This is a genomic window from Agrobacterium sp. rho-13.3 (assembly GCF_033957765.2).
GTDB lineage: Bacteria > Pseudomonadota > Alphaproteobacteria > Rhizobiales > Rhizobiaceae > Agrobacterium.
In genome coordinates, this window is record NZ_CP192776.1 from 1 (window position 1) to 13,630 (window position 13,630).

Consider the following 13,630-nt stretch of genomic DNA (forward strand, 5'->3'; position numbering starts at 1 on the left):
ATGGTGAAGACCGCCTCAAAGGCACCGTCCGTAGTTGAAGGCCTGACTTCCTTGATGGAGCGTCATGCCGATGCTTTATCAACTCAACTGCAGGCACATCACCTCAAGATCTTTCCTCCTACTGCCGAAAAGGGCATACGGACATTTGCACCTTCGGAAGCTGCCAAGCTCCTTGGTGTTGGTGAATCCTATCTACGGCAAACAGCGTCTGAGATGCCAGAGCTCAATGTAGGAACGAGTCCAGGTGGCCGGCGCATTTTTTCGATCGAAGATATTCACGCGATACGCAAGCATATGGATCAGGGCCGCGGAAGTCGGCGCTATCTTCCGCATCGCCGAGATGGCGAACAGCTTCAGGTTGTCTCCGTCATGAACTTCAAGGGAGGTTCTGGCAAGACGACCACTGCTGCACACCTTGCTCAGTATCTCGCCATGCGTGGCTACAGAGTACTTGCGATTGATCTTGATCCGCAGGCAAGCCTATCAGCCCTGTTCGGGAGCCAGCCGGAAACTGACGTCGGGCCGAACGAAACCCTCTACGGCGCAATCCGATATGACGAGGAGCAGGTGCCGATCGAGCAGGTTGTACGGGGTACATACATTCCCGACCTTCATCTCATTCCAGGTAATCTCGAACTCATGGAGTTTGAGCATGACACGCCTCGCGCTCTGATGAAACGGAAAGAGGGCGATACGCTTTTCTACAGCCGCATCAGCCAAGTCATCGAAGATATAGCTGACAATTATGATGTTGTGGTGATCGACTGCCCACCACAACTGGGATACCTCACATTGTCGGCACTGACTGCGGCCACATCAATCCTTGTCACCGTGCATCCACAGATGCTCGACGTCATGTCAATGAACCAGTTTCTGGCAATGACATCCAATCTTCTGCGGGAAATCGAGAGCGCCGGTGCCGAATTCAAGTTTAACTGGATGCGATATCTGATCACGCGCTTTGAGCCGAGTGACGGGCCACAGAACCAGATGGTCGGATACTTGCGGTCGATCTTTGGAGAGAACGTCCTCAATTTTCCTATGCTCAAGACAACAGCGGTCTCAGATGCCGGTTTGACCAACCAGACACTTTTTGAAGTTGAGCGCAGCCAGTTCACCCGGTCGACCTATGATCGCGCGCTGGAATCCATGAATGCGGTCAATGGTGAAATTGAAGCCTTGATAAAGACTGCATGGGGTAGAACATGAGCCGGAAGCAGATCCTTGGCGTTACAACAGAAGGCAATGATAGCCAGTCGTCTGAAGCGCGGACGTCGAAGAACCGCCCAATGCCGCTTTTGGGTGTAGCCCGTAAAGAACGAGATCCCTCAAAGAAACTAACGGCGAGTATCGGAAACGCCCTACGCGAACAAAACGAACGGCTGACCCGTGCCGAAGACATAGAACGTCGACTTGCTGAAGGTCAGGCCGTTGTCGAGCTTGGTACGGATGCCGTTGAACCATCCTTCGTTCAAGACCGGATGCAGGGTGAAATTGATGGGTTGATTTCATCGATCAAGGAGCAAGGCCAGCAAGTTCCAATTTTGGTCCGCCCTCATCCTGACCACTCCGATCGTTATCAGGTCGCTTTCGGCCATCGCAGATTGAGAGCGCTTTCGGAATTGGGACTGCCGGTAAAGGCTGTCGTGCGTGACCTGACAGATGAACAACTGGTTGTCGCTCAGGGTCAGGAAAACAACGAACGTGAAGATCTAACCTTCATCGAGAAGGCACGCTTTGCGCATAAGTTAAACAGCCAGTTCTCTCGCGATGTGGTCATTGCTGCTCTGTCGATAGATAGAAGCAATCTGTCGAAAATGATTCTGCTAATTGATGCCTTGCCCCCTGAGATTGTTGATGCAATCGGGGCTGCCCCAGGGATTGGTCGCCCGAGCTGGCAGCAGTTCGCGGAGCTGTTTCAGAAAATACCGTCGCCGAAAGGTGTCATCGATTATGCGGTCTCTAGGGAAGTCCAATCTCTTCCATCTGCCGACCGGTTCAAAGCGGTGGTGGCAAAACTGAAGCCCGCTCGCACCGCACGCGGAATTCCAGAGGTCCTGGCGACGCCTGATGGAGACAGGCTAGCTCAGGTAAGCAAAAGCAAGAGCAAGCTGGAAATCATTATCGACAGGAAGACGACGCCGGAATTTGCGGACTTTGTGCTCGAACAATTGCCGAGACTTTTCCAAGAATATCGTGCTGAAGCGAAAACGAAACACGGAGACTAAGCGGTAAAGAAAAAGGCCCCAACGGTTGCCCGTGGAAGCCCTTCTCGATGTCTAAGCAACTAGAGAATCGCATTTCCACGAATCCACGTCAAGAGTTTTTGGCACCGATTTGGTGAGCTGATTTCTTTTGCCTTTTGAAAGGTGAGAGATGATGCAGAGTGGGAATATAACGACGCCCTTTGGGCGGCGGCCGATGACGCTTGCCCTCGTGCAGAGACAGTCGGCCACGGCCAATATAAAGCCGGGCAAAGCAGCGGATAAGTGGAAAATTTTGAGAGATGCCTCAGCAGCAATGAGTTTGTTGGGTGTGCAGTCAAATAGTCTCTCCGTCCTTGATGCGCTGTTGAGTTTCTATCCCGAAACAGAACTGCGGCAAGATGCCAGTCTGATTGTCTTTCCTTCAAACCTTCAGTTAGGTCTTCGAGCACATGGCATGGCTGGCGCTACATTGCGTCGGCACATTGCTGTCTTGGTCCAAGCGGGCCTTATTACTCGCAAAGACAGTGCGAATGGCAAGCGCTTTGCGCGGAAGGACAGCAACGGGGAGATTGATACTGCTTACGGCTTTGATTTGTCGCCCTTGCTAGCGCGTTCCGAAGAGCTCGCAGTGTTAGCCCAGACAGTGATTGATGAGCGAGCGGCGTTCAAAAACGCAAAAGAAGCCCTGACTGTGTGCCGCCGAGATGTTCGCAAATTGATTTCTGTCGCGATTGAGGAAGACGTTGAAGGAGACTGGCAAGCGATAGAGGACCTGTATGTCGCCCTTGTTGCCCGGATTCCGCGAAAAGCTACGCGAGAAAACCTGACACAATTGCTTGAAGAGATGAAGGCACTGCATGCCCGAGTGGTCAAACATATGGAATATAACGAAAATACACAAAATAGGAGCGCCAATGATGCTCAAATCGAGCGTCACATACAGAGTTCAAATACCAAATCCCTTAATGAACTTGAACCTTGCTCCGAAAAAGAGCAGGCCGAAAAGCTGGATGCTGGATCTGAAACGAAAAATGTGCCGAAGGCGAATCGGAATAGAGAACAGCTAAAGGCGTTCCCCCTGTCTATGGTTCTGCGGGCCTGCCCGACGATAAACGACTATGGGCCGGGTGGGAAAATATCCAACTGGCGGGAGTTGATGACGGCTGGTATCGTTGTCCGATCAATGCTGGGGGTAAGCCCATCGGCCTACGAACAGGCGTGTGCGGCAATGGGGCCGGAAAATGCTGCGGTGGCGATGTCGTGTATTCTGGAGCGGGCGAATTTCATTAATTCACCAGGTGGATATCTTCGTGATCTGACGAAGCGGACCGAGCATGGTGAGTTTTCACTTGGGCCAATGGTGATCGCATTGCTGAAGGCGAATGGTGAAGGTGGTCTTCAAACTGCTTGACCATATAACATACTACGGCTGGTATTCCTTAACCGCCTCGTCGCTTCCGATTTTGGGCAGCCAATCATGCGTAGGCGACCCAACCTCGGAAGCTGAATGCCTGATAGAACTGCACAATTCCCGTGAACCCGGCTTGTCGTAGATTGGCTTCTTCTTGTTCAGGAGAGGAAATGAAGAGACGCTCTTTCATCGCAATTCTTGCAGCATCCAGCTTGTCCCTATCTATTTCTGCCTTCGCGCCGAATCCGACGTGTCGGTCTGTCCAAAGCGAGCGGTCCGGCTCGCGCTGAGGGATGCTGATATGAGCGAGCACAAAGGGTGATCCTGGATGCAGACGTCGGCTGATACCATGAAGCGCTGCTGCCCGCTCCTCAAATGAGAGGTGATGGAATACCAGAAGGCAGACCGCCCCATTGAAGGGACCATCGGGGGCAGACGAGATGTCGCACTGGTGGAATCTGATCCGCCCTGCAGCGCAGGCTGTTGTCTCTTTTGCCAACATGAGCATATCAGTTAAGGGATCGATGCCATCAAATGACCATCCACGGTGTTGTTCAGCCAGTGCTTTCAGTTCAATGCCTCCACCTGCCCCGACAACAAGCACCCGTCCATCTGCTGGAACACGTTCCGCCAGAAGCTGCCCCGTCATTCGATGGAGACCGTCCAGACCATGCACATTACGCATTGCACCTTCAATATATCTTTCATGTTGTCCGTCGAACTTAGCCATGGGAGATTGCACCGAACATCAACGACCTGTGTGCATTGACGCCTGCCAAACTCCCATCTCCCACAGCCAAAGCAAGAGAAGCCACAGGACGTGCGGCGTCTCCACAGGCAAAGACACCCGGAATGGAGGTCTGCTTCATTGCATCAGTCTTGATAGTAGAGCCAAGAGGTTGCCGCTCCATGTCGAGGCCAAGCTGCTGTAGGATTGGTGTAGCGACTTCAAAGGGAGAAAGAGCGAACAAGCCGGAAAAGGAAATGGTCCGACCGTCGGCAAGCAGGACGTCGGCGTGACCTTTGATCGACTTAACACCGACGCGCTCAACGATGACGTCGCGGGCCGCGAGACCTGCAAGCTGTTCCGGGTTGGGCTCGAAGGCGTCGTTAAGGAGTAGAGTTGTCGGACCCCAATCAGGAAGCATCAACGCATGGTGCATGGAAAGCTCAGTGCCAGCGATAACGCCAATCTTGCCCTGGTTCAATTCGTATCCATGGCAGTACGGGCAGTGGAACACACTTCTACCCCAGCGCTCCGCCAAGCCATCGATTTCGGGAAGATTGTCTTTCACGCCAAGAGCCAGGATCAGGAGGCGCGAAATGTGACGGGTTTCTCCAACCATGACTTCAAATGAGAGGTCTTGCGAACCCGCGTCCCCTTTTTGTTGTACAGCATCTGCACGACCAGCCAGCCATTCTACAGTGCTGTACCTCATTACCTGAGCACGAGCTTCTGCAGCTAATATAGCCGGATCGGTACCGTCTTGAGTGATGAAGCCGTGAGAATGCGAAGCGAAACGGGTGCGTCTGAGGCCTTCATCTATGATCAGTACCTTGCGCCGAGCGCGACCAAGCTGCATCGCGGCCGACAGTCCTGCGTAACTCCCGCCAATGATGATGACGTCGTGAATGGTGTCGGTCATAAACCTTCCCTCGCTTCATGTAACAACATAAGTACCATGATAGGGGCATGTCAACACTCATGACACTCCGATTGTATCGTAATAGTGCTTCGTGCTATTGTTGGCGGGCAAATCATGGAAAGGAGGAAAAGACATGAGGCAAGACAGTCGACTTTCTCGCATGCTCCACGTCTTGATCCACATGGGACGCCATGATGGAGCTATGACGTCCGACGTGATCGCGCAGATGCTGGACGCCAATCCTGTTGTAATCCGTCGCACAATGGCAGGGCTGCGCGACGAGGGATATGTCAGCTCAGTAAAAGGCCATGGCGGCGGCTGGACTTTGGCACGTCCACTTGAGGAGCTTACGCTCCTCGACATTTACCGTGCCGTGGGAGAACCTTCCATATTTGCGGTTGGCCCCGCCTACGACATGCCTGGATGCCCCATCGAGCAGGCGGTCAATGGGACATTGAAGGAGGTCTTCTGCGAGGCAGATAAGCTTCTGCGGAAGAGGTTTGCGGAAATGACACTTGCTGACGTAGCTAAGAGTTTCACGAAGATTAGCGAGCACAATGGCAGCGCGCACTGCGGGCCTTAAGTTGCTTGTACCTGAGATGCCGTCTGGACCCAGCGCGGAGCATAGGTCGACATTAGATGCCTAAGACATGGAAACTGATAGCCTTATCGACACATCCAAAATTGCCGTTTAGTCGTTTCAAGCAGATCCAGAAAGTCGACCACCCTAAAATTGATCCAGCAGGCCTGCATCATTGGTCCGCAAACTGGTTCGACCGAACCGAAATAATCCTCGGCCAAATGACGACATCATCCCGCTCACTTAGGTCGATTTCGTTAGAATAGAGTTATCACAACTTTTCTCATCCCTCCCCCCTTCCCTCCGCGCAGAAACTTTGACCAGCCGTATTTGTTATCTGCGCTGCTAAAGCTATCTGTAGCCTGCTGCCACGCGGCCATGAGTTGATGCCACGCATGGTCATTGAATGAATGACGTAGGACGCGATTTTGTCTCCAGCCAGGTCAAAAACTCTCACTGCGGATCAGTTCTAAAAATGCTATTAAAACAGATACTTATCCATGTGGTCAGCTGACCACGACGATTATCTCTTGTCTCCTGCTTCCGATATTGCAGTTTTTCAATCTCGCTCGATAAGCTCTTTAACCGCAAGTCGCAGTTATCCAGTTCAGGGCATGGCCATATTCGTATACATCGCAGCTTAAGCAGAACGGCGCGCAACAGGAAGCAGCGTCGGACGCTAAGAATGTCGGAAACACGATCTGGAGGGTCGTCTTCATTCTTATCGTCAGACAACCTTTTTGCACCTTTCGCGTTTCCTCGTCAGATACAGAGTTGGGGAGAAGCAATTGCTACAAGAATTTCGTTTCGAGATGCTCGCAAAGTTTGGATATGCCGCCCGGGGTGCCGTGTTCTTTCTCGTCGCGACGTTGGCACTGTTCTCAAGCGTCGGCGGTCGACGACCCGAGAGTAAATCGGCGATATCGTCAGTGCTTGATCAACCATTCGGAAAGATATGGGTTGGCATGATCGGCGCTGGCCTCATCTGCTTCGTCGCTTGGCGTTTGGCACAGGCTTTGGCAGACAGTGATGGTCATGGCAGTGACGTAAAAGGATTGATTGTCAGGGGAAGCCTATTCGGTAGCGCAGTGACCTATATGGGACTTGGAAGCTACGCTTTGGGGCATTCGATCTTAGCGGATGGTGGGGGAGAGGGAGCAGGTGAGAAAGGCCTCGCGGCATGGATAATTTCTCAACCCTTTGGTTCTTATCTCGCCATCACCATTGGTGTCGCCTTGTTCGTCGGTGGCATCGTTACCATCCTCAAAGGTCTGACCCGCAAATTCGAGAAATACATCAGAATCCCCGACAGCCCATCGTGGCTCACCTATGTCTGTGTCTACGGTCTAGCGGCCCGTGGAGTTGTATTCGCTGTCGTTGGCGTGTTGTTTGCCTATACAGGCATTCAAGTAGACCCGGATCGAGCCGGCGGGATGGCCGATGCGTTGGAGTGGATGCGTCAGTTGCCGGGTGGCTCGGTCATTTTCGTTGTCATGGGGACGGGTCTCGCTGCATTCGGAGTTTATAATCTCGTAGCAGCGCGTTATCGGACGGTTAGTGGCCCATCGATGGCGAATTTAAAGCGCGTGGTCCGTAGCCCCTTCGACTAAGTACGCGATCTAATCTCAGCTCATGTGCTGGGCTTTAGCTGACTTTGCGCCGTTCGTTTTCTGTGTTGTGTCATCTAATTATTTTGCGGCGTTGACTTTGGACGCTTTTTCGCAGCGTGATCAGCTAAAAACATAGGTCGATCGTTGCCACAATTAGTAGTTCGAAGTCAGATTGGCCGGCGCCTAGGATAATAGGCTTTCTGACGTACTGGAGATTTATGTTTCCTGCCAAAGTTTGTATTGCTTCTTGATCAAGGAGGCGGCTGCGAGGGACATCGAGGTCACTCCGTTGGGAAGTGGAAAGTATTTCGGCCGGACAATAACGAAACGCTTTTGGAACCGTGGATTCCCGCGACCGAGGTTAAATCCTTGTCCAAGTTTTGGCTACAGACTTCGCTTTATCTCAACTGTCAAGGTTTTCTGCCTGAGGTGTAATTGGGAGGTCGATTTCGGCGTCAACCGCGATACGATAAAGTTGGCGGCAGTTCGTTTAGGCGATGTAGCGGCCAGCATTCCGATCACGAAGCCCTGCAACTGGAGTCGACAATTGGATATCCGAGCATCTGTTCGGCAACTCCAAGTCCGTGAAGCTCGTCGGCAATGCCGCTGCCCCTCACATAGACTCTTGGTGACATACCGGCTGATTCCCTACTTTGGCATGGTTCTACGCGGCGGGCGAGAAGCTATCCGAAGAAAAAGATCGAGATAGGAAGCATTGTTTTGCCATCGCCCGCAGAGAACGGATGAACTCGGCTGCGCTAAGGGGCCCCGCCGTGGTGTGAGCCAGCATGAACTAAAATCTTCTAAGCGTCTTGGGGGGAAATGCGCAGCCCCAGAATTCGAATATCTCACTTACGATAGGTGCGAACACTGTCTGTCTCTAGCGCATGCTGGCTCGGTCGCTTGAAGCGAATTAACTGCCGTTGAAGCCCCCTCGCCGCCGAGGCATATTGAGCGCGTCTGCTGCACCATCAATCCGTGGGCAGTCTCCATTTTGCGGCGGGCGATGCGGCCAGCTAGCGCTCGTTCGACTGTTTGAGAAGATCGGTGGCACCGAGTCCAGCACCAATATTGCCACGATCACCGCTGTATCTGTGACAATCATATTGGCAAGCCGTTTTCGTCATAAACATCGTCATGAGCGGACGTCGTGCCGTGCAAAACTCTTCGCCGACCCTCAGCCATCAGGTCCCATAGAACTTGGGCCGGAGTCTGAGATGGTTTTTGGCACAATTCCCGTTCGTAGTGTTCTAGCGCCAGCTCGACCAAACGAATGAGGGGCTGCCCCGTACGACAGGCAAGCGCGTGGGCAAGATCACGCGCTTGCCGCTGCAAGTTCTAGCTTGTCGAGAAACAGCTGAAAAAGTACGAAAACTATGAACCCCAATCCGTCATGTTCGGCCCTCCGAAAGGGCGCCCGAACTATTTGAGACCTGACTTGCTCGAACCTTCAAAAATATCGCTAGTGGCGGTATAATAAGGTCTGACTTCCGCCCAGAGGGGTGGCGATGAGAGGGCGCAACTTTAAGAGCTCGCTTTCCATAGGAGCCGCCCCCGGAAAGGCCCGATGGTAGATTTCAAGAAACGCCAAATCTTGGGCTGAGGGCATCTTGTTCACAAAAGGCTCCTGCGTTTTGCCAGCGGCTAAGGCCATCGCTGCCGGGTCGCCGATCGACTTCAGCGTGAAATTGACGATTTTGTGCAGGGCGCCGTCGCACAAATCGTAAGCCGGAATGGCATTGGCCTCGGCAAACGCCGCTACAGGCACCAGCGCGTTCAGCGCAAACAGATGGTATTTGAGAGCTTTCTTTCCGCGCTCAAGTTCCAGCGGCAATGCGCCTTGAGCGGTCGCGCCGCAGACACCGCGCTGGTACGTTTGCACAGACCAGTCAAGCAGGGCTTTGTCATCAGCCAAAGCTGCCACACTTGCTGAAGCGAGGGCGGCCCAGTAGGCATGGTTATTTCGCGACCCTTTGAGCCGATCGCGCGTGGCATCAAAAAACGCGTTGGTTGATGTGGCCAAGTCGGTCATCCAGCGAACGACGATCGCGAAGCGCGCGTCATTTCGTACGGCAGGTGCGACCTGCAACAGCGCAATGCTCAGCCCGGCGAGTGTTTGGGCGCGCTCAAACTCCGCGTTGGGATTATCCATCTGAGAGAGCGCTTTGCCCTGCGCCCATGCATTCAGCCATGACAGCGTGCATTGCGCATCGGCAATTCCACCTCGCAACGTATAGCGGTTCGCCATTTTGATGACCTGCTGGGAAAACGCTCTAATAGGCTTCATCTGCTTTTTGAAGGTGCGATTGGCCTCTGGATCGATCGTATCTCGCTGTGGTCCATCGCTGCCGTACTTGGAGGTGATCATAAGACTGACAATCGCTTCTGGTGGCGTAGTGCAATCCAATGACATTGCAGCATCGCTGGGAGCGCGTTGCGGAAATGGTGCGATAATCTCAGCAGATGCGAGCGAAGGCAGCGCGAGGATGGCGAGAGCCATCGCCACGATGCCAGAGATGGATGTGTTCATTGGTGTCTCCGGTTCAGCTTCCCGCGCCCGGTCTCCGGCCAGGACGTACGGCACTGTCTGTCGCCTTGGCTGTCTGAGCTACATCGTCGGCTATCGTATGAGGGTCATTGTAGATGGGGAGGGGTACCGACGCAGAATAACGCGTTGTTATATCTCACGTCGACGTGATGATCTCCGTAAGCTTAATGATAAATGATTGCTGGCAAGCCAGTAGCTGCCATCTTGATGGCAGGAGGTTAATGGCATATGTTGACGCCAAAGGAGACCGCGATGGCTGCACCACAACTCTCTGTCCGGAGTTCCAAAGCAAAAGATCTAGCTCATAGACTGGCCCGCCGTGAAAATCGTTCGATTGCGGAGGTAGTCGAGCGCGCGCTTGAAGCCTACGAGACACGCGAGACCGGTCGGGAACCAGCTGCAAATTTCTACCGGCGCGTCAACACACAGACCGCCACGGAGATTGATCTCGATCAGGTTATTCGCGAAAACCGCCAACTACACCAAAGTTTAGAGCTTTGATTTTCCTCGACACAAACGTCCTCTCCGAGACGTTGCGAAAGGATCCAAACGAAGCCGTCATCGCTTGGCTAGTTCGGTTCGATTCCGAATTGGCTTTGCCAACTGTGACAATCGCGGAGATCGCTTTCGGTATCCAAAAGATCAGACCGGATCAGCGGGCGGAGCGTTTGGAGCAGGGTCTGACAGAATGGCGTCGTCGGTTTTCGATCGAATATTTAGTCTCACTGATGAAGCCGCATTAGCATACGGCGAAATCATGGGACAGGCGGCACGTCGGGGACGCGCAATGACAGCGCCTGATGGGATGATCGCAGCAATAGCGCGCGTGAACGGTGGCCGTTTGGCCACGCGAAACCTCAAGGATTTTGAGACGACAGATCTCGAACTTTTTAATCCTTGGGATTTTTAGCGCGTTCAAGGGCTAATTTATTGCAGGATGCTCTACGTGGATTTTGTTTGCAAAACAAGTGTGGCGGAAAAGCAGGTTACAGCATTCTTGCCGCTCGGCCACTGCGCCGCGTGGCATTGTTATAATAGCTTGAAGCCTGCTGCACCGACCTATGTCTGGACTGTTCCATCGCTTCGGGGAGGGGAATGCCCCGGTTCGCGGCTTCGGTCATATATCCGGACCTTAGCCCATGAGCGGAAAACTCCCCACTGTCCAACCCGGCCATCTCCGCCCGCCGCTTGAGAATAGCATTGACCGACTGCGGATCGAGTGCCCGCTTTGAAACGGTGCCCCAACGCCCGATCCCGCGAAACACGCTACCCTTGCCGATCTTCGCGGCCGTTATCCAGGCATTCAGCGCCTCGACCGGGCGACCGGTCAGATAGACGACATCGTCGTCTTCGCCGTTCGTGGTCTTGGTCCGGCCGAGATGAATGGCGAGCGAGGGGAGGGGAGGGCCGCTTTCCATCTCAATCGGAGCTTCCACTGTCAGCTGTTCCAGGCGAAGGCCTGCGATTTCGCTGCGGCGGCGACCGCCAGAGGCAAAGGCGACCATCAGGATCGCGCGGTCCCGCACATCGCGTAGACTTTCCGATCCGCAGGTCACCAGCAGCCTGGCCAAAATGTCACCGGTCACCGCTTTGGCGCTTTTTCGCTTGCGAGGCCTTGGGACTGCACGCACCGCCAGCCGGATCGCCTGCTTGAGGGCAGGGGAGGTGAAGGCACCGGAAAAGCCGCGCCATTTGGTGAGTGTCGACCAACTGGCCAGCCTTCGGCGCACGGTATCGGGCGCATGCGGTCCAGCGGACTTGAGGAAACCCTGACTGCGCAGGATTTGGTCGACCGTGTGCGGCATGCCGTGATCAGGATCATTTTCGCGCTTCTCCGGATCCCACAAATGATGCGCGACGAATTTCAGCAGCAAGGCTTCGGGGGCCGGCCATGGCAAGGAGGCGCGTGTGGCGGCAATCGACCAGGCCTGCAGATAGGAAAGATCGGACGTGAGTGCCCGCAACGTGTTGGCGCCCATACCGGTATTGACCAGGTGGCGCAGCGTTTCGATGTCCTGATCGGTCAGAAGCTCTGCAAGTTCGTCGCGACGATCGAGCGGCAGGACGGACGCAATGGTGTCGAGTTCTTCGGCGCGCCTCTCGACGGGGGTCTGTGCTTTTCTCGGTTTGGCCACGAACACTCCAGAATGGCTGTTTTTGCGGCCGTGATGGCCCTGCTTGGCAGCGATTCTGTCTGATTTGGGGCTCCAGATCAACAACCATCGATAAGGAGTACTTATCGATGGTTAGAAACAGAACTCTAGACAATACCATGTGACGGACACAAACTAATCATTGGTGTCTGTTTAACAAATCATTTACCATGATTTCAATGGTTTACGATCTTGCAAAATTGCCCATTTCGACGTTACTGCGACCGAGTTCGGACGTAGCTTCCGCCTTGTCCCGTCTCGACGAACGCATCGCCCGTTCCCCGGTCGGCGAGGGCTTTGTCGAACGCTCTCACTTCACCGACGCCTGCGCCTCGCTGTGGATCGACGGCGAACTCGTCCATCTTGAAGATCTTGTTCTCCACGACGCCACCAAAGACATTCGCACCCCGACCCACGAGCTCACCATTGCCAGTGACGTGTTGCGCACGCGCCGGCGACTAGTCGCCCACCCGCCCGGCTGGGCGCTGTCAACCGACGGGCTGCGCAGCCTCCGGCAGGCTCCGGCATGGCCAGGGCAGGTGTTGCCTGCAGCATCTTTGGGTGATGATATATCCGTCGTGGCTGATGACGACGCGATACCCGACATTGCGATCGGAGCAGGGGAGGGCAGCGATGACGAGGGTGCAAGTGCGCTTGACGACGAATTCGCTGCCATCGACGCTCTGCTCGCCCGTTCTGACGCCGCAATCGAGCGAGCACAGCGGCCCGGCCAGTCAGCGGCCGGGCGTGCTGCCGAAAAAAATCCGATGATATATGATCTCGACTGGGACGAGGAGGGGCGGCTGGAAGAATGGCGCGGCGTGGTACGGCAGGCGCAAGATCTGCCGCCGGTGCTGCAGGCGATCATCGCGCTCGATGCCTGGAATGAATTGGCGGTGCTCCAGCATGCGCCCTGGCTCGGTCGGCTGTTGTGCGCAACAGTCCTGCGCCAGGCTGGCATTACCACCGGCACTCATCTAGCCGCTATCAATCTCGGCCTGAGAACCATTCCCGTCGACCGGCGTCGGCATCGCGACCGGGAAACCCGGCTGCTGGCCATCGCGCATGGTCTTTTGGCGGCGGCAGAGCTTGGGCTGAAAGATCATGACCGGTTGGCGCTGGCGCGAACCATGATGGAGCGCAAACTGATTGGACGACGAACGTCGTCAAAGCTGCCGGAGCTGATTGAGCTGGTCATGGCAAAACCATTGGTGTCGGCCGGGATGATCGCCAAGGAGCTCGGTGTCACGCCGCGCGCGGCGTTGCGGATCGTCGAGGAGTTAGGCCTGCGCGAGATGACGGGCAGGGGAAGGTTTCGGGCCTGGGGTGTAATCTGACAACTATTAGAAGCTTTTGACACCATGAGCATCATAAGCGGTTGGAGAGGCGGATACCCCAACCGCGAGGTCGATACTTCGACAGGCAAAACAGGCGAGAGCTAAAGGGTTTGATCTCGATCTGGCCATTGGCCGGAG

12 protein-coding genes and 1 pseudogene are annotated in these 13,630 nt (G+C 54.5%); 8 read left to right on the forward strand and 5 right to left on the reverse strand.

Going from position 1 to position 13,630, the window contains the following annotated elements:
- The 3 genes from repA (at nt 1) to repC (ending at nt 3,618) form a co-directional block, all read left to right on the forward strand.
- Complete coding sequence (repA, locus tag RMR16_RS23310) at nt 1-1,209, forward strand: plasmid partitioning protein RepA (protein ID WP_320200800.1); 1,209 nt, start codon at nt 1-3, stop codon at nt 1,207-1,209.
- Nucleotides 1,206-2,228 carry a plasmid partitioning protein RepB gene (repB, locus tag RMR16_RS23315; RefSeq protein ID WP_320200756.1) on the forward strand — a complete coding sequence of 341 codons (1,023 nt, stop codon included), beginning with the start codon at nt 1,206-1,208 and terminating at the stop codon, nt 2,226-2,228. Before repA ends, repB begins: the two co-directional genes overlap by 4 nt.
- A 151-nt stretch (nt 2,229-2,379) precedes the next feature.
- A complete protein-coding gene (gene repC, locus RMR16_RS23320) occupies nt 2,380-3,618 on the forward strand; it encodes a plasmid replication protein RepC (RefSeq protein WP_320200757.1) in 1,239 nt (412 codons plus the stop codon).
- 64 nt (nt 3,619-3,682) lie between these two features.
- Here repC and RMR16_RS23325 read toward each other — a convergent pair whose 3' ends face one another.
- Both RMR16_RS23325 and RMR16_RS23330 read right to left on the reverse strand, forming a co-directional pair.
- The gene (locus tag RMR16_RS23325; RefSeq protein ID WP_320200758.1) at nt 3,683-4,348 is read right to left on the reverse strand and encodes a class I SAM-dependent methyltransferase; all 666 of its coding nucleotides are present in this window, start codon (nt 4,346-4,348) and stop codon (nt 3,683-3,685) included.
- Nucleotides 4,341-5,264, reverse strand: a complete 924-nt coding sequence (locus RMR16_RS23330; protein ID WP_320200759.1) for an NAD(P)/FAD-dependent oxidoreductase — start codon at nt 5,262-5,264, stop codon at nt 4,341-4,343. Before RMR16_RS23330 ends, RMR16_RS23325 begins: the two co-directional genes overlap by 8 nt.
- A gap of 133 nt (nt 5,265-5,397) precedes the next feature.
- Between RMR16_RS23330 and RMR16_RS23335 the strand changes: the two genes are divergently transcribed.
- Entirely contained in the window at nt 5,398-5,847 is a 450-nt protein-coding gene (locus RMR16_RS23335) for an Rrf2 family transcriptional regulator (RefSeq protein WP_320200760.1), read from the forward strand.
- Between the two features lie 785 nt (nt 5,848-6,632).
- Nucleotides 6,633-7,454 (forward strand): DUF1206 domain-containing protein, encoded by an 822-nt coding sequence (locus RMR16_RS23340; RefSeq protein WP_320200761.1) that lies wholly within the window; start codon nt 6,633-6,635, stop codon nt 7,452-7,454.
- Between the two features lie 1,101 nt (nt 7,455-8,555).
- Here the strand turns inward: RMR16_RS23340 and RMR16_RS23345 are convergent.
- Nucleotides 8,556-8,789 carry a type II toxin-antitoxin system VapB family antitoxin gene (locus RMR16_RS23345; RefSeq protein ID WP_320200762.1) on the reverse strand — a complete coding sequence of 78 codons (234 nt, stop codon included), beginning with the start codon at nt 8,787-8,789 and terminating at the stop codon, nt 8,556-8,558.
- 127 nt (nt 8,790-8,916) lie between these two features.
- Nucleotides 8,917-9,954: an alginate lyase family protein gene (locus RMR16_RS23350; RefSeq protein ID WP_320200763.1), complete on the reverse strand. Its 1,038-nt coding sequence runs from the start codon at nt 9,952-9,954 to the stop codon at nt 8,917-8,919.
- A 300-nt stretch (nt 9,955-10,254) separates the two neighbouring features.
- Here RMR16_RS23350 and RMR16_RS23355 point away from each other — a divergent pair, with 300 nt between their 5' ends.
- Nucleotides 10,255-10,503, forward strand: a complete 249-nt coding sequence (locus RMR16_RS23355) for a type II toxin-antitoxin system VapB family antitoxin (RefSeq protein ID WP_320200764.1) — start codon at nt 10,255-10,257, stop codon at nt 10,501-10,503.
- Nucleotides 10,500-10,912: pseudogene (locus tag RMR16_RS23360) on the forward strand (type II toxin-antitoxin system VapC family toxin). Before RMR16_RS23355 ends, RMR16_RS23360 begins: the two are co-directional and overlap by 4 nt.
- A 76-nt stretch (nt 10,913-10,988) precedes the next feature.
- On the opposite strand, the gene RMR16_RS23365 reads toward RMR16_RS23360, so the two are convergent.
- Nucleotides 10,989-12,137 (reverse strand): site-specific integrase, encoded by a 1,149-nt coding sequence (locus RMR16_RS23365; protein WP_320200765.1) that lies wholly within the window; start codon nt 12,135-12,137, stop codon nt 10,989-10,991.
- Between the two features lie 188 nt (nt 12,138-12,325).
- Here RMR16_RS23365 and RMR16_RS23370 point away from each other — a divergent pair, with 188 nt between their 5' ends.
- On the forward strand, nt 12,326-13,492 hold the full coding sequence (locus RMR16_RS23370; protein ID WP_320200766.1) for an RHE_PE00001 family protein: 1,167 nt from the start codon (nt 12,326-12,328) through the stop codon (nt 13,490-13,492).
- The last annotated feature ends 138 nt before the right edge of the window (nt 13,493-13,630 follow it).

Excerpts from the sequence above, each read along its gene's own strand:
- RMR16_RS23330 (WP_320200759.1), bottom strand. The coding sequence starts at position 5,264 with ATGACCGACACCATTCACGACGTCATCATCATTGGCGGGAGTTACGCA.
- RMR16_RS23355 (WP_320200764.1), top strand. The coding sequence starts at position 10,255 with ATGGCTGCACCACAACTCTCTGTCCGGAGTTCCAAAGCAAAAGATCTA.
- repC (WP_320200757.1), top strand. The coding sequence starts at position 2,380 with ATGCAGAGTGGGAATATAACGACGCCCTTTGGGCGGCGGCCGATGACG.
- RMR16_RS23325 (WP_320200758.1), bottom strand. The coding sequence starts at position 4,348 with ATGGCTAAGTTCGACGGACAACATGAAAGATATATTGAAGGTGCAATG.
- RMR16_RS23335 (WP_320200760.1), top strand. The coding sequence starts at position 5,398 with ATGAGGCAAGACAGTCGACTTTCTCGCATGCTCCACGTCTTGATCCAC.
- RMR16_RS23370 (WP_320200766.1), top strand. The coding sequence starts at position 12,326 with ATGATTTCAATGGTTTACGATCTTGCAAAATTGCCCATTTCGACGTTA.
- repB (WP_320200756.1), top strand. The coding sequence starts at position 1,206 with ATGAGCCGGAAGCAGATCCTTGGCGTTACAACAGAAGGCAATGATAGC.
- repA (WP_320200800.1), top strand. The coding sequence starts at position 1 with ATGGTGAAGACCGCCTCAAAGGCACCGTCCGTAGTTGAAGGCCTGACT.
- RMR16_RS23350 (WP_320200763.1), bottom strand. The coding sequence starts at position 9,954 with ATGGCTCTCGCCATCCTCGCGCTGCCTTCGCTCGCATCTGCTGAGATT.